Below are 19655 nucleotides of genomic sequence, written 5' to 3'. Positions count from 1 at the left end.
CGATCTCGGTTGCTGGAATCCACGCTGCGTAGCCCCGAGCTGCGCACCGCGATACGCCGGCACTCGCGTGGTCGACGCGAATGCGCTCGGCTGGCGTTGCAAAACGATTCGCCGGGTCGGCTACAGGTTCACGACAGGTGGCGCATCTCCCAATGCGCCGAAGCCATTCGCTCGAATCGGCCGGATCGGCCGGCTTTCCGAGCAGATGCGCCGTACTCGGCGGCGCTCGCTCCTACCCTTCTTCTCGGACGTCGAAGCTAACAGACCCGACCGGACTGTCACCTGTAAGAAATGACAGTGATCGGCGGGGCGGATGCATCCCGAAGCGAACCCGCGCCGTAGTCATGCAGGTGCCTGTCGACGCGAGAACGCCATGTCGGATGAGCCCATACGAGCGGAACTGGAGAAGCTGTACCAGCAGCGCGTGCAGATGAAATCGACCCTCGAGCAGATTCGCGCCGCGCGGCGGGAGCTTGCGCGCATCGTCGATCACCATCCGCTCAAGGCCCAGGGGCGGCCTCCAAATCCCAGGCGCAGCTGATCGCGTCCGAGGCGGCCGACGCGGCGGCCGCGTCCTTTTGCTTCAGCGCACGGACCGGGGCCCGGCGTAGGGTGCTAGCGACTCATCCGCAGGAGCTAACCATGGCAGAAGACAACCCCGGCAGCGCGAGAAAGCGCACCGCGCGCGAGCAGGATGCCCAGCGATCGGGCGGCAAGAAGGAGTTCAAGCCCGTGAAATCCGACGGCCGGCCGCCCAGCAGCACGGGCAACCCCAAGCCGCTCTAGGCGCTGCCCTCCGGGCGTTCGAGGGATATCGAGCAGACAACAAAAACCCCGCCGCGGCGGGGTTTTCTGTTGTCCACGATTGCGCGCTCAGCTGAACACGTCGATCAGCACCTCGGCGATCACCGCCGTGGCCACCTGCACGAGGATCAGGTCGGCGCCGTAGACGCGCCATTCGTAGCCGTCGTAGCGCGGGAGCCCCTGCAGCATCGGGCCCGGCACCACTTTCTTGGCGATGCCCGGAGGCAGCGGCTTGCCACGCGCGAGGTTCTTGCGAATGCCCGGAGGCAGCGAGGCGTAGCCGGTATAGCCGTGATCGACCGCGAGCCGGCGCGCGTCCGAGAAATTCACCGAGACATGCACCAGCGCATCGTCGCCATACGACTGCGACCCATGGCTTTTGCCATGCCCCTTGCCTTTCGATTTGCCCTTGCCTTCGGGCGGGTCCGCGAACGCGGCTGCGCTCGCCAGCAGGCTTGCGCTGGCGATGACGGCGATCCAGTGATTGGCTCGATTCATGGTCGTTCTCCGGGTAAAGGCCGCTGCACGCTAGAACCGCGAAGCTGAAGCAAAACTGTACGTCGGCTTTACCCAGGCCGCCTCTGAACCCGATCGCGATCCGCTGCCAGTGCTAGAGCCGGAACGCGCCCTCGCAGGCGATCTGTTCCACCGGCCGGCGCGGGCTCGGCGATTCACGCTCGCGCAGCTTCTCGGGCAGGTCTTCGATCGCGCCGGGCTTGCCGACGGCCACCATCGCCTCGACCGCGTACTCCTGCGGAATGCCGAGCTCGGTTTGCGCGCGCTCGTAATCGAAGCCCTGCATGCCGTGCGCGACGAGCCCACTCTGCGAGGCCTGCAGCGCCAGGTTCTGCCAGGCCGCGCCCGTGTCGAACGAATGCGTGCGCGAAGGCTTGCCGTTGTGATCGAAGGTGGTCTTCGAGACGATGACGATCAGCGCCGCGGCCTTGTCCGCCCACAGGCGGTTCGCGTCCACCAGCAAGCCCAGGAACGTCGGCCAGTGCGCGGTATCGCGGCGCGCGTACACGAAGCGCCAGGGCTGGTTGTTGTTGGCCGAGGGCGCCCAGCGCGCGGCTTCGAACAGGCTCATGAGCTGGCTTTCGTCGAGCGCCTCGCCCGACATCGCACGCGGAGACCAGCGGTCGACGAACAGCGCTTCGACCGGGTGATCCGCCTGCCGCTTTTCACTGCCTTTGATCATGTTTCAGCTTCCTTTCTTCTTGCGTTCGCGATGCACCGGCGGACTCACGCAAACCCGCGCGAGGGCTTGCATCGGCGCGATTTCGACCGCCTCGATGCGCTCGAATTCCACGCCCGGCAGCAGCGTCTTGGCGCCGAAGATATCGGTGCGAAAGCAGGTGACAGTCCAGTCGATCGCCGACAGCGCGGCCAGCGTGCGCTCGCCGGACTTGAGCGTGACCACCAGCGGCGTGCCGCTTTCGGCCGAGTGGCGCTTGTACGGGCTGCCCGTGAAGCGCGTTTCCACGAACACGCCGTTGGCCTGTTTCGTCGCGACGATATGCAGATTGGTGATGTCGAACACAGGGCCGCTTTCGGCCGTGAACGGAATCGCAGGGCCATCGAGCACCTTCACGGTGTCGGACTGCGCCACGAAAGCGTAGCGGGCAAGCCGCGAGGCGGCCGGCTGCGCAGGCTGCGCCGGGGGCAGCGACTGCGCGCTGCAGCAGGCCGACCACAGCAGCAGGCCCGGACACAGCAGGCTTCGCCCCACCCACGGCCGGCGCGCCCCAAGCGCATCACGGTGGCCCAGATCACGCTCGAAGCGAGCGCCCCGCCCGCCCAGGCGACCGAGAGTGATCCTGAAGCGGCTGAGGGCAATGATCATGAAAACGCGTCCGTCCGTGGTGGCAGGCCAGAGTAACGCGTGGCCGGTCGCGGCGCCGCGTCGGCCCGGTGATGTCGCATTGGGTCTACACTGGAGCGCCCTTGCTTCGTGAACTCCATGCCAAAGCCCAATTACCGTTTCGATAAGCGTCAACGCGAACTGAAGAAGGCCAAGGAGCAGGAGGAGAAGCGCCTGAAGAAGCTCGCGCGCGGCACGGCCGAAGACGAAGGGACGCCTTCCGAGTTGCCCACCGAAAGCGCGACCGACATCGCGACCGACGCCCCGGGACCGCCCCAGTAAGCCCCTACCCGGCTGCGAATCGGCCGCATCGAGGGCACAGCGCCGCTCCGGCACCGCCTTCCCCCCGCGCTCCGCGCCCAGGCGAAAACGGGATGGTGCGCGCAGCCGCTGCTGAGGCCCCCTCGCAGCGATCATGTTCGGGCTTCGACGTTTGAGCGTATAGTGGCTCCACCGTGCTTTTGCGGCTCGACAGAGAACCCCATGGCACGCGTCACTACCGAAGACTGCCAGCTTCACATCTCCAACCCCTTCACCCTCACGCAGGTCGCGGCCAAGCGCGCCCGGCAACTTGCGCGCGGCGCAACATCGCAACTGCCTTTCGAAGACCACAAGTCCACCGTGGTGGCGCTTCAGGAAATCGCACGCGGCCTCGTCGACGCCTCCATTCTCGGACAAGCCGATCTTCCCCTCGTCGAAGCGCCGAAGCTCGAACTCGACTCCCTGGACAATCTGCTGTGACCTTGCTTCGCCGGGCGTAATGCCCGGTCACCTGCGCCAATCGGCTCATGACCGCGTGGGCTGGCGAATCGTCGCCCTCACGCTACCGGCGGTGCATCTGCGGCTCGCCTCGGGACTTCAACCGGGCATGCCTGCGTGAGCCGGTCGGAGTCGGCTGTCGAGGCCATCGCGCAGCCCACGCGGTCCACTTTCCATCGTTTGCCCCGAGACATTTCCGTTATGGCGCTAAAACCACGTGTCACCGACCTTCAACAACGAGAGCGGCGCCAGCGCGGCTACGCCGCCTCGAGAACCATCTCCGAACGATTCCCACGAGTGCGGGAGCTGGTGTTCGAGCTCCGGTTCAAGGGCGAAGCCGGCAAGCCACTGCTGTCCCCGTACAAGCAGATCTACACCGGCGACATGCAGGCGTTCTTCGAACTGCAGTGCCCGTCCCGGGAGTGCGCCGGAGGCGGCTTTGATCTGAGCACTGCGGCGGATCGCGCGGCCGGCAGTCACGACGGAATCAGCCACGGTCTCATAAAGTGCCGCGGTGTGGCTCAAGGCTCGGCCTGCGTGGTCGAGCTTCAATACGAGATCGTTGCCTTCACCACCTGATACAGGAACGGCAACGCATTGATTCCATTGCGGATGCTAGCGGCTCATGGGAGCCGGTGGAGGCCTCGATGTCCGATTCGACGATTCAGCCCGGCGACCAGCCCCGCGCCTCGCCCAAACCGGAATACCGGGGTTCGATGCGGTCATCGGCGGGGGCTTTACCCCGAATCGTCTTTATCTGCTCGAAGGCGCGCCGGGCTCCGGCAAGACCACGCTGGCTCTGCAGTTCCTGCAGGAGGGCGTCCGCAATGGCGATCCGGTGCTCTACGTCACCCTGTCGGAAACCGAAGAGGAACTGCGCGACGTCGCGGCTTCGCATGGCTGGTCGCTCGACGGCATCACCATCCGGGAGCTGAACCCCGCGGGCAACAGCCTGACGGTCGAAGATCACTACACCATGTTCCATCCGTCGGAGGTCGAGCTCGGCGAGACGACCAAGGCGATCCTCGAAGACGTGCAGCGCATCAACCCGGCCCGAGTGGTATTCGATTCGCTGTCGGAACTGCGGCTGCTGGCAGGCTCCGCCTTGCGCTATCGCCGCCAGATCCTCGCGCTCAAGCTGTTCTTCACCGGACGCAAATGCACGGTCCTGATGCTCGACGACATGACCAGTGCGAATCATGACGTGCAGGTACAAAGTACAAAGCATTGCGCACGGAGCGATCCGGCTCGAACAGCTGGCGCCGCAATACGGCGCCGAGCGCCGACGGCTGATGGTGCTCAAGTACCGCGGCATGGCGTTCCGTGGCGGCTACCACGACTACCTGATCCGGCGTGGAGGTCTGCTGGTGTTCCCTCGGCTGATCGCGAGCGAGCGCGAGGTCGAGCCCCGCCTTGAGCGCATCGCGAGCGGCATTCCCCAGCTTGACGCCCTCTTGGGTGGCGGGCTCGATCGCGGTAGCAGCACGCTGATCATCGGCGCACCGGGCACCGGCAAGTCGTCTCTCGCCGCGGTTTATGCCTGCGCGGCCGCGCAAAAAGGCGAGAACGCCGCGCTGTTCATCTTCGATGAGAGCGTCAAGACCTTCATGACCCGCGGCATTGGAATGGGTCTCGACCTGCAATCCCACGTCTCGGCCGGCAGGCTAGTGATCCAGCAGATCGATCCGGCCGAAATGTCGCCCGGCGAGTTCATCCACCGGCTGCGCCACGAGGTCGACAATCGCCAAGCCAGCGTCATCGTCATCGACAGCCTCAACGGCTATCTGAATGCGATGCCCGAAGAACGCTTTCTGGTGATCCAGCTGCACGAGCTGCTGACTTATCTCGGCCATGCGGGCGTCGCCACGATCCTGATCAGTGCGCACCAGGGTCTGATCGGCAGCCAGATGACCTCGCCGGTCGATGCCAGCTATCTCGCCGACACCGCGGTGCTGATGCGCTACTACGAAACTCGTGGCGAAGTCCGCCAGGCGATTTCGGTGATGAAGAAGCGAAGCGGTACGCATGAGCGTTCGATCCGCGATTTCCGGCTGAGCGCCGACGGCGTCCATGTCGGCCCGCCTTTGCGCCATTACCGGGGCATCCTGACCGGCGTGCCGGTCGAAACCCCACCGGACGAGGCTTCCAGGTGAAGCCCGGCTCCGGCACGCAGGCCGAGGATCGCCTGCTGCTGCTCGTGCCGACCAGCCGCGATGCGCAGCTCAGCGAGCAAATTCTCGGTCGCGCCGGCGTCACCTGCACCCCCTGTCCGGGCCTCGAACAGCTGTCCGCCGAACTCGATCGCGACGTGGCGGCGCTGCTGATCGCCGAAGAGATCTACGCCGTCGATCATTCCGGCCTGCTGGCCGCCTGGCTGGCCCGGCAGGAACCGTGGTCCGATCTACCCATCATCCTGCTCGCGCGTCCGGGATCGGACTCCGAAACACTGACACGCGCGGTCGAGCAGCTTTCCAACGTCACCGTCATCGACCGTCCCACGCGAATCGCAACGCTCGTCAGCGTGGTGCGTTCGGCGATTCGCGCGCGCAGGCGCCAATACCAGCTCCGCGAGCATCTGGTCCTGCGCGAACGCACCGAAACCCAGCTCCGCGAGACCGTTGAGGAAGTGCGCACCCTGCTCGATACCCTGCCGATCGGCGTGGTCATGACCTCCGACACCGAGACGAGCCGTATCACCGGAAACGCCCGCGCCCATGCTCTGCTGCGCGTGCGCACCGGCGAAAAGTTCGACGGTCGGGTGCGGGTGTTCGATGGCGACACCGAAGTGCCGTTCGAGCGTCATCCGCTGACGCGGGCAGCGCGCGGAGAAAACGTGGTCGCCGAGCACGTCGATCTGCGCATCGACGACAGCGTGATCCACGCGATGGTGTGGGCCACGCCGCTGCGCAATCTGCGCGGCGAGCCGCGCGGCGCGCTGGCCGCCATTCTCGACCTGACCGAGCAGCGCCGCGCCGAATTGGCGCTGCGCGAATCGGATCGCCGCAAGGACGAGTTCCTCGCGATCCTCGCGCATGAGCTGCGCAACCCGCTGGCGCCAGTGCGCACCGCGCTCGACATCCTCAAGCGCGAAACCCAGCCGGGGACGAGGCAGAACCTGCACGAGATCATCGAGCGGCAGGTTGAAACCATGGTGCGCCTCGTCAACGACCTGCTGGACGTCTCGCGCATCGCCCGCGGCACCACCGATCTCGACGAGCAGATCGTCGACCTGCGGCAGATCGTCCGCAGCGCGATCGAGATCAGCCAGCCCTTGATCGCGGCGGGAAGGCACCGTCTGAGCACCCAGCTGCCACCGGACCCGGTTCGCATGCGGGCCGATCCGCTGCGCCTGGCGCAGGTGTTCGCCAACCTGCTCAACAACGCCGCCAAATACACGCCCGTGGCGGGCGAGATCGCGATCCGTGTCGACATCGCCGATCGCCAGGCCCGCATCGTGATCGAGGACGACGGCATCGGCATCGCCAAGGAGATGCTGACCGAAGTCTTCGACATGTTCAGGCAGATTCGCGAAGGCGGCCAGAAGCCGTCGAGCGGGCTCGGCATCGGCCTGACCCTGGTCAAGCGGCTGGTCGAGCAGCACCAGGGCTCGGTGGTCGCCGAAAGCGACGGCATCGGCTGCGGCAGCCGTTTCATCGTTCACCTGCCGCTGACACCGATCGACGGCTCCTCGAAGACGTTTCCACAATCGGAGTCGGCGTTCTCGTTGCGAGGCCTGCGCGTACTGGTCGCCGACGACAACGAAGACGCGGCCGCGGTGCTGAGGCAATTGATCCAGATGCTCGGCGGCGTGTGTGGCGTGGTGAACGACGGCGAAGAAGTGCTCGACGCGTTACGGGCCGACAAGCCCTCCGTCGCCATCCTCGACATCGGCATGCCTCATCTGGATGGCTATACGGTGGCGCGACGGATTCGTGCGCTGCCCGAGTTCGACGATGTGGTGCTGGTGGCGTTGACGGGCTGGGGCCAGGATGAGGACAAGCGCCGGTCCAGGGAAGCGGGCTTCGACTTCCATCTGGTCAAGCCGGCCGCCTACGACGCGCTCAAGGCGGTGCTGGCACCGCTCGTCCCGGCTCCGTAGAGCGCCCCGCTCTCGCGCTACGTCAAAGCTGCTGAGCCAAAGCCGGCGCAAGCCGGGAACGGCGCTTGCTCCCAGCCTTGGACGGCGGTCGCGGATGCGGCCGCAAGACCCACCTCCAAGGAAGGAACCACTCATGTCACTGTCCTTATTCGACAGCAAGGGTTGCCCGCTCGCGAACCAGAAATTCACCTGGCGCGATCTGGTTCAAAAGCCGAATAGCAAACTCGACGACGACGCGTTCACGCGCGTGCACATCATTCTGCAGAATGGCATCGAGCTCGAAGCGCATCGCTTTTCGCATGCGTGCGCACGCATGAACCGCGATCTGCAACTGCCACTCGCCACGATCCGCCGCGTGGAACAACACCAGGCGACGATGGTGAACTGGCTGATCGGAGCCGATCACTCTCCACTCGAAACCACCATCGCCTACGAACAGGTGGCGATCGAAGTGACCGCCGCGGTCGCGCAGAAGGAGCCCGACCCGTATCTCGCGCAGGTCTACCGCTTCGGCCTGCTCGAAGACTTCGACCACATGCACCGCTACTCGGCGCTGCTCGATCGGCTCGAAGGCAAGGACGCGAACAACATCCTGCAGTGCTACACCGACATCCTGCCGGGCCGGCCGACGATCGTGCAGCATCGCGCCCCGCAGGACGAGCTGCGCAAGCCCTTCGACAAGGCCACGGCCGCGCCGCTGACCAAGCTGCATGCGCTGATGATCATGTCGGCCGAGCAGCAGACGCACAATTACTACATGAACATCGGCCCGCTGTTCGCCGATCCGCTCGCGCGCCAGGTCTACGCCGAGATCGCCTCGATCGAGGAGCAGCACATCACGCAGTACGAATCGATCATCGATCCGACGCAGAGCTGGATGGAGCAATGGCTCATGCACGAAGCGATGGAGTGCTACACCTATTACAGCTGCGTGCAGCAGGAAACCAATCCGCGCATCAAGGCGCTGTGGGAGCGCTTCCTCGACTACGAGCTCGGGCACTTCCAGGTCGTCGCCGAAATGTTCAAGCGCTACGAGCAGCGCGATCCGCAGGAGATCATCACCGACAAATTGCCCGACCCGGTGCCGTTCGCGAGCCAGCGCGAGTTCGTGCGCCAGACCTTGTCGAACGAAGTGGACCTGCGTGCGCTCGGCAGCGAGTTCGTCGGCCCCGACGAAGAAGGCAAGGCCTCGCAGATCTATCGCGACCAGCTCAATTCGCAGGGCTCGCCGACCGAGGCCGTGGCAGCGGGCTACCACTGGCAGCCCGGCGGCGAAGGGGTCCGCAGGGCGGCCTGAGCGCGACGCAAACCCAGATCAAATCGAGGTGATTCCATGACGCTGTCCACATCCATGAGCCCGGCCAATCGCACGGGCATCCAGAGTTCTCCGATCGATTCCAAGGCGCAGCTCGCGGTGCCCGCGAGCCTGCGCGAGCCGCGCCTGGTCGCCGCCACCGATGCGGCCGCGCTGCGCGGCGAGTACATCGTCGATGCCGATGCGCTCGGCTCGATTCCGCCGCCCGGCACCGTCAAGGGCATGGCCAAGGCCGGCCTGCAGGCGCTCAAGGGCAATCGCGCGCAGGTGCTGCTCGACAAGATCGCCGAGCGCCTGGCCTTCGAACGCGCCGGCACCCGGCTCTACGACCAGATCATCACCAAGTGCGAAGTGCTGGCCGACGCCAGCGACGATGCCGCCGATGCAACGCCGATGATCGAAGGCCTGCGCCAGATCCGGCTCGACGAGATCAGCCACGCGCAGTTGCTCGTCGAGGCGATGGAACGTCTCGGCGGCGACCCGACCGCGCAGACGCCCTCGGCCGATCTCGTCGGCACCGAGGGCATGGGCCTGCTGCAGGCGCTCAGCGATCCGCGCACCACGCCGACGCAATGCCTGCATGCGCTGCTGACCGCCGAGCTGGCCGACAACGCGGGCTGGGAACTGCTGATCGACCTCGCGCAGCACTATGGGCAGGACGATCTCGCGCAACAGTTCGCGGGCGCGCTCGCGCAGGAGGAAGCGCATCTCGCACGCATCAAGGCCTGGCACACGGCCAGCGTGCTCGGCGAGACGAGCCTGCTCGCTTCGGTGGCCGATGTGCTGTCGGACGGCGACGGAGCCGGTGGCGCGAGGGTCGGCAACGGGCCCGCGCGCGGCGTCAAGGCGGCACCGGTCTAACGCGGCGCGACCGCCAAATCAGCCGAGCGCCAGCCTCGTGCCAGCGCCGTGAAGAAGGCGGCGCGCAGCGCCTCCAAGGCAACGCCCGCACGCCATCCGAAGCGCAAGGATCATTGACTCGGTGGGTTGAACCGGAAGCGCGGTCGCGGCGGCGACCGGCGGGCCTGTGACGAAGCCCGACACCGACGTCGTCATCGTCGGTGTCGGCATCGCAGGCCTGTCGGTCACGGCGGCCTTGCGTCGCAGCGGCCCGCGCATCGTGCTGCTCGAAGCTTCGAAACCGCGATGAATGCCCCACCGGACACTGGAGAAGCACCATGAACCGCCGCGATCTGCTGGACCGAGCCCAACCGCAGGACGTCGACAAGGCGCCCGACCTCGCCGCACAGGAACAGGCCGGATTCAGGCCCCGGGCCCAGCGGGGTCGGGAGGCCCAGCATCTCGAGGCCTCCGCATCAGCGGACGCTAGCGAGCCGTCATCGGACGCGGAGCGACGGCGGCTGAACCCGAAGCGCGAGCGAGCCACGTTCCGCCCTCGCGACGAAGGCGGCGCGACACCTTCGCTTCGAACGAAGTCGGGCTGAGACACAGCGCCTCGCATCCCGCCCGACATCGCGGGCGGAGCGACGCGAGCGGTGGGGCACTACAATCCGGGCTCCTCACGAGATGCCCGGATCGATGCCCCCGTACGTTGTCGCTGCGCTGTATCACTTCGCCGCCGTTCCGGATTTCGCCGACCTGCGCGAGCCCTTGCACGAGGTTTGCGCACGCGCGGGAGTTCGCGGCAGCCTGCTGCTGGCCTCCGAAGGCATCAACGGCACCATCGCGGGCACGCGCGAAGGCATCGACACGGTGCTGGCGCATCTGCGCGCGGATGCGCGCTTTGCCGCGCTCGAGCACAAGGAATCGCGGTCCGCCGAGCTGCCGTTCGGCAAGCTCAAGATCAAGCTCAAGAACGAGATCGTGACGATGGGCGTGCCGGGCATCGATCCGGCCCGCATCGTCGGCACCTACGTCGAGCCGCGGCAGTGGAACGCGCTGCTCGCCGATCCGGAGGTGCTCGTCATCGACACGCGCAACGACTACGAAGTGAAGGTCGGCAGCTTCGAGAACGCGGTGTCGCCGCAGACGCAGAGCTTTCGCGAATTCCCGGCCTACGTCGAGCGCGAGTTGCGCGGCCAGGAGCAGCGGCCGATCGCGATGTTCTGCACGGGCGGCATCCGCTGCGAGAAAGCCACCGCGTACTTGCGCGAACAAGGCTTCGAACGGGTTTATCACCTGCGTGGCGGCATCCTGAAATACCTGGAGCAGGTTCCCGAAGCCGAAAGCCGCTGGAACGGCGAGTGCTACGTGTTCGATGAGCGCGTGGCGGTGGGCCATGGCCTCAAGCAGGGCCGGACGCGGCGCTGCGAGGCTTGCGGCGATCCGCTGTCGATCGAGGAGCAGGCCTCTGCGGACTTCGTGCCCGGCGTGCACTGCCCGCACTGTGTCGGCGAACTGACGCCCGAGCGTCGCGCGATGCTCGAAATGCGCCGCGCCCAGCGCGAGGCGGGCTGAGCGCTCGCCACGACATGCGCTTTCGATACCGAGGCTTTCTCGCAGCGCTGTGCGCCCTGATCGCGGCCGGATGCGCAAGCGAGCAGCGCAGCATCGAACCGGCGGTCAGCCCGACGCAGGCGCGCGCGCTGATCGCGCGCGCCTTGCCGGCATCGGCGAAGGATCGCGACGGCTGGACCACCGACATCTACGCCGCGTTCGCCGCGATGGAACTGCAGCCGAGCGTGCAGAACGTCTGCAGCGTGATCGCGGTGACCGAGCAGGAATCGAGCTTCCAGGCCGACCCGACCGTGGCCAATCTGCCGGCGATCGCCTGGAAGCAGATCGACGAGCAGGCCGCGCAGCACGGCGTTCCGAAGACCGTGGTGCGCACCGCGCTCAAGCTGCCGTCGTCCACCGGCAAGTCCTATTCGGCACGCATCGATGCGGCGCGCACCGAACGCGACTTGAGCGAGATCTTCGACGAGCTGACCGCGCGCGTGCCGCTGGGCCGGCGCTTCTTCGCCGACCGCAATCCGGTACGCACGGGCGGCCCGATGCAGGTCGGCATCGCGTATGCGCAATCGCAGGCGCAGCAGCGTCCCTACCCTTATGTGATCGATGAGAACGGCGGCGTGCGCCGTGAGGTGTTCACGCGTCGCGGCGGCCTGTACTTCGGCATCGCGCACCTGCTCGACTATCCGGCGAACTACGACAGCCCGCTGTATCGCTTCGCCGACTACAACGCCGGCCACTACGCGAGCCGCAACGCAGCGTTCCAGAGCGCGCTGACGCTCGTCTCGGGCATTCCGCTCGATCTCGATGGCGATCTGGTGCTGCCGAATTCGAGCGAGCCCGGCGCCACCGAGCGCGCGGCGCGCGTGCTCGGCAAGCGGCTCGAGCTGAGCGACGGCGCGATCCGCCGCGATCTCGAAAAGGGGGACGGCGCAGACTTCGAACGCAGCCGGCTCTACGAGCGCGTGTTCGAGCTCGCCGACCGGCTCGAAGGCAAACCGGCAGCGCGCGCGCTGCTGCCGCAGATCCGGCTCAAGAGCCCCAAGATCACGCGCAAGCTCACCACCGCCTGGTTCGCCGAGCGCGTGCAGGAACGCTACGAACGCTGCCTGGTGCGCGCCGCGGGCCGCTGAAGGGCGAGCCCGCGACGTGCGTGCATCGAGCCTTACGACTTCGGCTTGATGAACTTCAAGGTCATGCGATCGGACTCGCCGATCGCCAGAAACTTCTCGCGATCCTGGGCACCGAGCTTGAGCGTCGGCGGCAGCGTCCAGACGCCATCGGGATAATCCTTGGTGTCCTTGGCATTGTCGTTGACCTTGGAGCTGGCGACGAACTCGAAGCCCGCGAGCTTGGCGAGCTGCTTGACGTAGGCCTCGCTGACGTAGCCGCTCTTCTTCATCTCCTCGAGCGTTTCGCCGGGCTTGCCGCGATGCTCGACCACGCCCAGCGTTCCGCCCGGCTTGAGCGCGCCGTAGAAGCTCTTGAACGCCGCGAGCTCGGTTTCGCGCGAGATCCAGTTGTGAACGTTGCGGAACGTCACCACCAGGTCGGCGCTATCCGCGGGTGCGACTTCGGTACGCAGCGGCGGCTGGAATTCGGTGATGGTGGGCTTGCCGTAGCGCGCCGGATTGGCGCTGAACTTCGCGGCCAGCGCCGCAGCCGATTTCTTCGCGCCTTCCGACGAATCCGGCAGGCTCGTCGCCGGGCCGGCCGCGTAGTAGTGGCCGCGCTCGGCCAGGTACGGAGCGAGGATCTCGGTGTACCAGCCGCCGCCGGGCGAAATCTCCACCACGGTCCAGTCCGGCTTGAGGCCGAAGAAGGTCAGCGTCTCGGCCGGATGCCGGTAGCGATCACGCGCGCGATCGGCTTCGGGACGCTCCTGGCTCGCGATCGCCGCCTTGAGCTTGGGATCGGCCTGGGTGGACTCGCCCTTGGCTTGCGCGGCGGTGGCGGTCAGCAACAGCAATGCGGCGAGCGGCAGATGCAGTCTTTTTGTTTTCATGAGTTCGATGTCTGCGGGAGAAAAATGGATCGGGGACTCCGGAGCTTATCAGCCGTCCGTTCGATGACCGCCTGAACATTTCTTTAGCCTCGATAAATCGAGAAAAAGCTAACGAACGATAGCTTGCACTTCCTGAAAACATCGCTTTAAAATCCACCCATGCCAACCTAACGAGTGTTAGCTTGAACGAAACCAACACCAATCGCCGCCTGGCCGCCGTGACCACGCTGCTGCCGCCCGGCATGACGCCCGAGGGCTCGCGCGGCCTGATCCTGAGCGAGGCGCTGCGGCTGTTCGCAGAACATGGCTACGGCGGCGCGTCGATCCGCGACATCGCCCAGCAGGTCGGCATCAAGGGCGCCTCGGTGTACTCGCACTACCCGTCCAAGGCGCACGTACTGGCCGAGCTGCTGCGCATCGGCCACGAAGAACATTTCCGCCGCATGCGCGCCGCCTTGCTGGCCGCCGGCCCTGAGCCGACCCAGCAGCTGATCGCGGTCGTGCGTGCGCACGTGTTCGCGCATGCCGAATACCCGATGCTCGCGGTCGTCGCCAGCGCCGAGATGCACGCGCTGCCGGCCGAGTTCGCGACGCCGATTCTCGAAGTGCGCCGCAACTCGGAGATGCAGTTGCTCGACGTGATCCGCCGCGGCACCGAGCTCGGCGTATTCAACGTGCCCGACGCCGAACTCGCGCTCGCCGCGATCGCCGCCATGGGCGTGCGCGTGGCGCACTGGTATGCGCCCGACAACAAGAGGACACCGGAGCAGATCGCCGATGTCTTCGCGCAGTTCGCCTGCCGGCTCGTCGGAGCTGCGGTGTAGGCGAAAAGCGCGGGTTTTAGCGGTTCATCACCGGCGGCGACAGACCGCTGGGGAAATTGTACGTGCGTAACAAACGGAGGAGAAGAAAATGCGCTGCCATTCGAGCGCGATGCGGCCGGCTGCCTTGTGCACGGCCATCGCCATGCCCGTTGTCCTGCTGTACCCGGCCTCGCCGGCTCTCGGACAGACCCAAACCCCGGAAGATGCTTCGCTCGGCACCCACTCGTCGACCGATTCGTCTACCGATGCCTCGACCGACCCGCTGAAGGCGATTGCGGTCGGCGAACAGGGCGACGACACCAACGCTCCGGCGCTGTCGCGTGCCCAGGACCGGCCGTTGCAGATCGAGGAAGTGATCGTCACCGCGACCAAGCGCGAGCAGAGCATTCGCGAGATTCCGGCCTCGATCACCGCGTACTCGGGCGAGAAGCTCGAGAGCTCGGGCAAGCTGGGTCTCAACGACTTCATCCAGGAAACACCGGGCGTCACCGCGGCGCAGGGCGCGCCGGGCTACACGCGACTGACCTTCCGCGGCATTTCCACGGACACCAATCCGTATGCGGGCAACGCGCAGCCGGTCGGCATCTTCATCGGCGACACGCCGTTCACCGATCCGTACATCGCCAACATCGTTCCGGACCTGAGCGCCTTCGATCTGGCCGACGTCGAAGTGCTCAAAGGCCCGCAAGGCACGCTGTTCGGCGGCTCCGCATTGTCGGGCGCGGTGCGCTATCAGCTGCAGGAGCCGGTGCTGCGCGAATGGCAGTTGCGCGGCTTTACGCAGCTCGCGCAGCCCAAGGGCGGCAGCACCGCGTTCACCTACGGCGTCGCCGGCAACGCGCCGATCGGCGACGACCTCGCGATACGCCTGAACTACGTGAGCCGCGAATACTCCGGCACCGTCGACGATCTGCGCCACGACAAGAAGAACGTCGATCGCTCCGACGGCGACGGCCTGCGTGCGCAACTGCTCTGGCAGCCCGGCGCCTGGAAGCTCAAGCTCACGCATCTGGCGCAGGATTTCTCGGGCGACAACCTGCTGCAGGCCGTCGATTCCCCACGCGGCCCGCGCGAGACCGATCGCGCGGTGCTGGCGATGCCGTCGAAGAACGAGTTCGCTCTCCACAGCCTCGAAGTCAGCTACGACTTCGACAGCGTGCGCCTGATCTCGCTGACCTCGCACGTGAGCCGCGACGCGGTGTTCACGAGTGACGCCACGACCTCGCTGATCGGCACTCCGCCGCCCGGCTATCCGGAAACCGCCGCGGTGTTGTCGAAGGTCACCAACAATTCGAAGAGCACCTCGCAGGAAATTCGCCTGCAATCGACCGGCGGCGGCGATTTCAACTGGCTCGTCGGCGCGTACTTCTTCGCCTACGACGGCTACTTCAACATCCTCATCGACACGCCGCTCAACCAGAGCCTGCTCGGCCCCGGCAGCCTGCTCGGCAGCAATCCGCTGCTCGGCGCGCTGTTCGGCGCCCTGGGCGTACCGAACCTCGGTTCGCTCACCTCCCTGCTCGACGGCACCTCGGACGCCAAGTCGCAGGAGCGCGCGCTGTTCGCCGATGTGTCCTACGAGCTGCTCGACGGCCTGACCCTCTCCGCGGGCGGGCGCTTCTACGAAACCGAAGTCAAGGGCGGCTTCGTCGGCTCGGGCCTGCTGATCACCGGCAACCAGAACGACGGGCTCGGCAGCAACACCGTCGCCAAGCTCGACGAGCGCGGCTTCAACCCCAAGCTGTCGGCGACGTATCGCTTCAATCGTGATTTCTCGATTTACGCAGCGGCGGCGAAGGGCTTTCGCTTCGGCGGCCTGCAGGCGCTGCCGTCGACGCCGACCAACGGCGTGCCGCCGACGTTCAAGTCGGACACGCTGTGGAATTACGAAATCGGGCTGCGCAGCGATTGGCTCGATCGCACGCTGCGCGCGGATCTGACGGGTTTTTACATTCGCTACGACAACCCGATCATCACCCAGCAGACGCAGGGCATTCCGATCAACTACAACACCAACGTCTCGGCGGCGATCAGCCGGGGCGTCGAAGCCAGCCTGTTGTGGAACACGCCGATCCGCGGGCTCACCGCCTCGCTCTCCGGCGGCTACACCGATGCCCACATCACCGAAAGCTTCACCGCGGCCAACGGCGATGTCGTCGAACCCGGCGCGCGCATGCCCGGCTCGGCGAAGTTCCAGTACAGCTCATCGCTGCAATACCTGCACGTCTGGGATCAGTTCACGCTCGCGCCGAACCTGAGCTACACCTACGTCGGCAAGGGCTACAGCAACATCACGCACGACGTCGAGATCAACGATCTCGGCACGCTCAACGCGGGTCTGGTGCTCGGAGCGGAAAACATGCCGGGCAAGCCCAAGCTCGCGTTCAACATGATCAATCTCCTCGACACCACGCGGCCGGTGGCCGGCTCGTCCGGCACCGTGATCGTCACGCGCCAGGAGCAAACCGTTTACCTGCTCAATCCACCGCGCACGCTGACCGTGCGCCTGGGCCTGGAGTTCTGAAATGGCGATCATTGCCGCCACCGAATCGATGCGACGCTACGCACAGGCGCATCCCGACCGTCCCGCGCTGACCATCGACGGCGAAACACTCACGCGTGCCGAGCTCGAACGCCGCAGCAACCGGCTCGCACGCGCGTTCGAGCAACGCGGCGTGCGCGAAGGCAGCTTCGTCACGATCGCGCTGCCCAACGGCATCGCCTTCGTCGAAAGCGTCATCGCCGCCTTGAAGCTCGGCGCCACGCCGCAACCGGTGTCGAGCCGCCTGCCGATGGCGGAGCTCGCCGCGATCGTCGAACTCGCCTCGCCTGCGCTGATCGTCGGCGCCGATCCTGCGGATTTCCCCCAGCGCGCGGTGATCGAAGCGGGCTTCGTCGCCGCTTCCGAACTGTCGGACGATCCGCTGCCGATCCGCACCGTCCGGTATTGGAAGGCGCCGACCTCCGGCGGCAGCACCGGGCGGCCGAAGCTGATCGTCGCCACCGCCGCGGCCGAACTCGACGAGCAGGCGCCGCCGTATGCGATGCCGCTGCTGCTGCCGCGCGAAGGCGCGGTGCTGGTTCCGGGCCCGCTGTATCACAACGCCCCGTTCACCACCTGCCTGCAGGCGCTGTTCCGCGGCAATCACGTCGTCGTCATGCGTCGCTTCGATCCGCTGCAGACGCTCGCGCTGATCGAGCGCCATCGCATCGACGCCGTGCTGTTCGTGCCGACGATGATGTCGCGCATCTACAAGCTCGACGAAGCCGAGCGCAAGGCCCACGACCTGTCGTCCCTGAAGGTCGTCTATCACATGGCCTCGCACTGCCCGGATTGGCTCAAGTCCGCGTGGATCGAATGGCTCGGCGCCGAACGCATCTTCGAACTGTATGGCGGCACCGAGATGCAGGCGCTGACCATCATTCGCGGCGACGAGTGGCTGCAGCGTCGCGGCTCGGTCGGCCGCTGCGTGCACGGCCAGATCAGGATCGTCGACGAGGCCGGCAACGAACTCGGCCGCGATGAAATCGGCGAAGTGGTCATGCGCTCCGCGCCCGGTGCGCCGCCGAGTTACTTCTACATCGGCGCCGAACCCAAGCGCATCGGCGATTGGGACAGCCTCGGCGACATCGGTCGCCTCGATGCCGACGGCTACCTGTACCTGGCCGATCGTCGCACCGACCTGATCCTGCGCGGCGGCGCGAACATTTATCCGGCCGAGGTCGAAGCCGCGATCGACGAGCATCCGGCCGTGCATTCGAGCGCGGTGATCGGCCTGCCCGACGACGATCTCGGCCAGCGCATCCACGCGATCGTGCATGCGCGCACGGCGCTGAGCGGCGAGACGCTGAAAGCGCATCTCGCCAGCCGGCTCGTGAACTACAAGATTCCAGCCTCGTTCGAATTCTCGAGCGAGCCCGTGCGCGGAGACGACGGTAAGGTTCGCCGCTCCGCATTGCGTGCCGAGCGCATGCCCCGTTGAGCGACAACCCCACAGGATCACAAGCGATGCCTCAGCCGATCAAGAACAAGGCAGCACGACAAACCACGAGCGCCTCGACGATCGAACGCTCCACGCGGCTGGGCCGCATTCGCGGCATCGATCGCCTGGGCGTCGAAACCTATCGCGGCGTCCGCTACGCCGAGCCTGCGCAGCGCTTTCGCGCCGCCGTGCTCGCGACCCGGCCGTGGCGGGATGTCTACGACGCCACCACTTGCAAGGCGGTCGCGGTGCAGCCTCCGATCTCGGCCGATGTCTACGGGCCCGTGCCCGAAGCGGCTTATGCGGAAGATTGCCTGCTGCTCAACATCCACGCGCCCAAGGCGCCGGCCCCCGAAGCGCGGCCGGTGATCGTGTTCATCCATGGCGGCAGCTTCACCACCGGCAGCGCGCATTGCTACGACGGCACCGCGCTCGCGATCGGGGCGGACGCGGTGGTGGTCTGCATCAATTACCGGCTCGGGCTGTTCGCGGCCTTCGATCTCGACTGGCTCGGCACCGAGCGCGACGGCCAGGGCCAGCTCTGGCTCGGCGATCAGATCACCGCGCTGCGATGGGTGCGCGACAACATCGCCGACTACGGCGGCGACCCGGGCCGCGTGACCGTGATCGGCGAATCCGCGGGCGCCGTCTCCGTGGCCGCGCTGTGCGCCGCTCCGCAGGCCGAAGGGCTCGTGCATCGTGCGGTCGCCTGCAGCGCCGGCTACCTGGTGCTGGAGCCTTCGCGCGATGTGGTCGCAGCCGTCGCCAAGACGCGCGGCAAGACGCGTGCGCAGACGATCGAATATCTGAAAACCGCCACCACCGCCGAGCTCACGGCCTTGCAGAAGCGCAGCAAGATGCTGTCTCCGCTGCCGGTGGCCGGCACGCCGCTGCTGCCCGGCAGCATGGAAGAACTCATCGAAGCGCGCGGCGGCAAGGCGGTTCCGCTGATCGCGGGCTACGCGACGCATGAAGGCCTGTCGATGGAGTTGATGCTCAAGGTCGCCAGCGGCTACCCGCAGCCTGTCGTCACGATCGTCGCCCACATCGTCGCGCGACATATCGCCATGCATGGCGCCAAGGGCAAGGCCAACGTCAAACGCTACCTGCGGCTGCTCAGGAAAGTCTCGGGCGGAATCGGCTTCGGCAGCGCGTTCAGCAACCTGATCTGGACCGATGGCTTTCGCCGCGGAGCCGTCGACTACGCCGAGATGACCACACGCGCCGGCAGCCGGGCCTGGGTCTATGCGATGGACATTCCGATGCGCTTCGCGGGCCGCACCATCGCCTCGAGCCACGGCATCGACGTGGCGCTGACCTTCAACCCCGGCGACGATCCCGAAGCCACCGTGCCGATGTTCGCCGATCATCCGAACGCGACGCCGCTCGCGCGGCGCTGGGTGGCGATGCTTGGGCACTTCGCGCGTTACGGCGAGCCCGGCGATGCGCTCGGCGAATGGCCCGCGCACGAACCCCTGCGACGCGCCTCGCTATGGGTTTCGGGCGACCGCTGCAGCGTCAAGCACGATCTCGAAGCCCGCTACCGGCGCGAGGTGTGGGAGCGCTTGCCGGCGCCGGCGAAGGCGTCCTGAC

General features: G+C 66.4%; 20 protein-coding genes and 1 pseudogene. 17 read left to right on the top strand and 4 right to left on the bottom strand.

All coding sequences use genetic code 11. The annotated features are described in order from the left end of the window. The first annotated feature begins 373 nt into the window (after positions 1-373). Positions 374-541, top strand: a complete 168-nt coding sequence (locus tag WQQ_RS24470; RefSeq protein ID WP_007186757.1) for a hypothetical protein — start codon at positions 374-376, stop codon at positions 539-541. 101 nt (positions 542-642) lie between these two features. Continuing rightward, positions 643-786: a hypothetical protein gene (locus WQQ_RS24465; RefSeq protein WP_007186756.1), complete on the top strand. Its 144-nt coding sequence runs from the start codon at positions 643-645 to the stop codon at positions 784-786. Between the two features lie 87 nt (positions 787-873). Here the strand turns inward: WQQ_RS24465 and WQQ_RS18365 are convergent, their stop codons facing one another. From WQQ_RS18365 to WQQ_RS18355, 3 genes are all read right to left on the bottom strand, one after another. After that, positions 874-1302, bottom strand: a complete 429-nt coding sequence (locus WQQ_RS18365) for an anti-virulence regulator CigR family protein (protein WP_007186755.1) — start codon at positions 1300-1302, stop codon at positions 874-876. Between the two features lie 112 nt (positions 1303-1414). Then, complete coding sequence (locus WQQ_RS18360) at positions 1415-2002, bottom strand: nitroreductase family protein (protein WP_007186754.1); 588 nt, start codon at positions 2000-2002, stop codon at positions 1415-1417. 3 nt (positions 2003-2005) lie between these two features. Continuing rightward, entirely contained in the window at positions 2006-2647 is a 642-nt protein-coding gene (locus tag WQQ_RS18355; RefSeq protein ID WP_157534769.1) for a hypothetical protein, read from the bottom strand. A 117-nt stretch (positions 2648-2764) separates the two neighbouring features. Between WQQ_RS18355 and WQQ_RS18350 the strand changes: the two genes are divergently transcribed. From WQQ_RS18350 to WQQ_RS18305, 11 genes and pseudogenes are all read left to right on the top strand, one after another. Beyond that, entirely contained in the window at positions 2765-2947 is a 183-nt protein-coding gene (locus tag WQQ_RS18350; protein WP_007186751.1) for a hypothetical protein, read from the top strand. A 201-nt stretch (positions 2948-3148) separates the two neighbouring features. Then, positions 3149-3406 (top strand): DNA-directed RNA polymerase subunit omega, encoded by a 258-nt coding sequence (gene rpoZ / locus WQQ_RS18345; RefSeq protein ID WP_007186750.1) that lies wholly within the window; start codon positions 3149-3151, stop codon positions 3404-3406. A gap of 315 nt (positions 3407-3721) precedes the next feature. Continuing rightward, a complete protein-coding gene (locus tag WQQ_RS24460; protein ID WP_007186749.1) occupies positions 3722-4003 on the top strand; it encodes a hypothetical protein in 282 nt (93 codons plus the stop codon). Between the two features lie 46 nt (positions 4004-4049). After that, positions 4050-5577: pseudogene (locus WQQ_RS25305) on the top strand (ATPase domain-containing protein). Next, the gene (locus WQQ_RS18330; RefSeq protein ID WP_007186746.1) at positions 5574-7523 is read left to right on the top strand and encodes an ATP-binding protein; all 1950 of its coding nucleotides are present in this window, start codon (positions 5574-5576) and stop codon (positions 7521-7523) included. The pseudogene WQQ_RS25305 and the gene WQQ_RS18330 overlap by 4 nt, the downstream one beginning before the upstream one ends. A 133-nt stretch (positions 7524-7656) precedes the next feature. Continuing rightward, positions 7657-8820 carry a ferritin family protein gene (locus WQQ_RS18325; RefSeq protein ID WP_007186745.1) on the top strand — a complete coding sequence of 388 codons (1164 nt, stop codon included), beginning with the start codon at positions 7657-7659 and terminating at the stop codon, positions 8818-8820. A gap of 36 nt (positions 8821-8856) precedes the next feature. Continuing rightward, positions 8857-9699 (top strand): ferritin-like domain-containing protein, encoded by an 843-nt coding sequence (locus tag WQQ_RS18320; RefSeq protein ID WP_007186744.1) that lies wholly within the window; start codon positions 8857-8859, stop codon positions 9697-9699. 166 nt (positions 9700-9865) lie between these two features. Then, positions 9866-9988 carry an NAD(P)-binding protein gene (locus tag WQQ_RS24455; protein WP_007186743.1) on the top strand — a complete coding sequence of 41 codons (123 nt, stop codon included), beginning with the start codon at positions 9866-9868 and terminating at the stop codon, positions 9986-9988. Positions 9989-10016: 28 nt separating this feature from the next. Further along, on the top strand, positions 10017-10283 hold the full coding sequence (locus WQQ_RS18315; RefSeq protein ID WP_040454839.1) for a hypothetical protein: 267 nt from the start codon (positions 10017-10019) through the stop codon (positions 10281-10283). Between the two features lie 94 nt (positions 10284-10377). Further along, entirely contained in the window at positions 10378-11256 is an 879-nt protein-coding gene (gene trhO / locus WQQ_RS18310) for an oxygen-dependent tRNA uridine(34) hydroxylase TrhO (protein ID WP_007186742.1), read from the top strand. A gap of 14 nt (positions 11257-11270) precedes the next feature. Further along, positions 11271-12383, top strand: coding sequence for a DUF1615 domain-containing protein (locus WQQ_RS18305; RefSeq protein WP_007186741.1), 1113 nt, complete (start codon positions 11271-11273; stop codon positions 12381-12383). Positions 12384-12415: 32 nt separating this feature from the next. Here the strand turns inward: WQQ_RS18305 and WQQ_RS18300 are convergent, their stop codons facing one another. Beyond that, on the bottom strand, positions 12416-13255 hold the full coding sequence (locus WQQ_RS18300) for a class I SAM-dependent methyltransferase (RefSeq protein WP_007186740.1): 840 nt from the start codon (positions 13253-13255) through the stop codon (positions 12416-12418). A 182-nt stretch (positions 13256-13437) separates the two neighbouring features. Between WQQ_RS18300 and WQQ_RS18295 the strand changes: the two genes are divergently transcribed. The 4 genes from WQQ_RS18295 to WQQ_RS23280 all read left to right on the top strand — a co-directional run bounded on the left by WQQ_RS18295 (position 13438) and on the right by WQQ_RS23280 (position 19654). After that, the gene (locus WQQ_RS18295) at positions 13438-14079 is read left to right on the top strand and encodes a TetR/AcrR family transcriptional regulator (protein WP_007186739.1); all 642 of its coding nucleotides are present in this window, start codon (positions 13438-13440) and stop codon (positions 14077-14079) included. 88 nt (positions 14080-14167) lie between these two features. Further along, a complete protein-coding gene (locus WQQ_RS18290) occupies positions 14168-16603 on the top strand; it encodes a TonB-dependent receptor (RefSeq protein ID WP_007186738.1) in 2436 nt (811 codons plus the stop codon). A 1-nt stretch (position 16604) separates the two neighbouring features. After that, positions 16605-18062, top strand: a complete 1458-nt coding sequence (locus WQQ_RS18285; RefSeq protein WP_007186737.1) for an AMP-binding protein — start codon at positions 16605-16607, stop codon at positions 18060-18062. Between the two features lie 26 nt (positions 18063-18088). After that, positions 18089-19654, top strand: coding sequence for a carboxylesterase family protein (locus WQQ_RS23280; protein ID WP_007186736.1), 1566 nt, complete (start codon positions 18089-18091; stop codon positions 19652-19654). Position 19655: the final 1 nt, after the last annotated feature.

It is taken from the genome of Hydrocarboniphaga effusa AP103 (assembly GCF_000271305.1).
GTDB lineage: Bacteria > Pseudomonadota > Gammaproteobacteria > Nevskiales > Nevskiaceae > Hydrocarboniphaga > Hydrocarboniphaga effusa.
Note: the sequence above shows the minus strand (reverse complement) of the source record. Positions and strands in the feature narration are given on the sequence as shown.

Excerpts from the sequence above, each read along its gene's own strand:
- WQQ_RS24470 (WP_007186757.1), top strand. The coding sequence starts at position 374 with ATGTCGGATGAGCCCATACGAGCGGAACTGGAGAAGCTGTACCAGCAG.
- WQQ_RS24465 (WP_007186756.1), top strand. The coding sequence starts at position 643 with ATGGCAGAAGACAACCCCGGCAGCGCGAGAAAGCGCACCGCGCGCGAG.
- WQQ_RS18365 (WP_007186755.1), bottom strand. The coding sequence starts at position 1,302 with ATGAATCGAGCCAATCACTGGATCGCCGTCATCGCCAGCGCAAGCCTG.
- WQQ_RS18360 (WP_007186754.1), bottom strand. The coding sequence starts at position 2,002 with ATGATCAAAGGCAGTGAAAAGCGGCAGGCGGATCACCCGGTCGAAGCG.
- WQQ_RS18355 (WP_157534769.1), bottom strand. The coding sequence starts at position 2,647 with ATGATCATTGCCCTCAGCCGCTTCAGGATCACTCTCGGTCGCCTGGGC.
- WQQ_RS18350 (WP_007186751.1), top strand. The coding sequence starts at position 2,765 with ATGCCAAAGCCCAATTACCGTTTCGATAAGCGTCAACGCGAACTGAAG.
- rpoZ (WP_007186750.1), top strand. The coding sequence starts at position 3,149 with ATGGCACGCGTCACTACCGAAGACTGCCAGCTTCACATCTCCAACCCC.
- WQQ_RS18325 (WP_007186745.1), top strand. The coding sequence starts at position 7,657 with ATGTCACTGTCCTTATTCGACAGCAAGGGTTGCCCGCTCGCGAACCAG.
- WQQ_RS18320 (WP_007186744.1), top strand. The coding sequence starts at position 8,857 with ATGACGCTGTCCACATCCATGAGCCCGGCCAATCGCACGGGCATCCAG.
- WQQ_RS18315 (WP_040454839.1), top strand. The coding sequence starts at position 10,017 with ATGAACCGCCGCGATCTGCTGGACCGAGCCCAACCGCAGGACGTCGAC.
- trhO (WP_007186742.1), top strand. The coding sequence starts at position 10,378 with ATGCCCCCGTACGTTGTCGCTGCGCTGTATCACTTCGCCGCCGTTCCG.
- WQQ_RS18305 (WP_007186741.1), top strand. The coding sequence starts at position 11,271 with ATGCGCTTTCGATACCGAGGCTTTCTCGCAGCGCTGTGCGCCCTGATC.
- WQQ_RS18300 (WP_007186740.1), bottom strand. The coding sequence starts at position 13,255 with ATGAAAACAAAAAGACTGCATCTGCCGCTCGCCGCATTGCTGTTGCTG.
- WQQ_RS18290 (WP_007186738.1), top strand. The coding sequence starts at position 14,168 with ATGCGCTGCCATTCGAGCGCGATGCGGCCGGCTGCCTTGTGCACGGCC.
- WQQ_RS18285 (WP_007186737.1), top strand. The coding sequence starts at position 16,605 with ATGGCGATCATTGCCGCCACCGAATCGATGCGACGCTACGCACAGGCG.
- WQQ_RS23280 (WP_007186736.1), top strand. The coding sequence starts at position 18,089 with ATGCCTCAGCCGATCAAGAACAAGGCAGCACGACAAACCACGAGCGCC.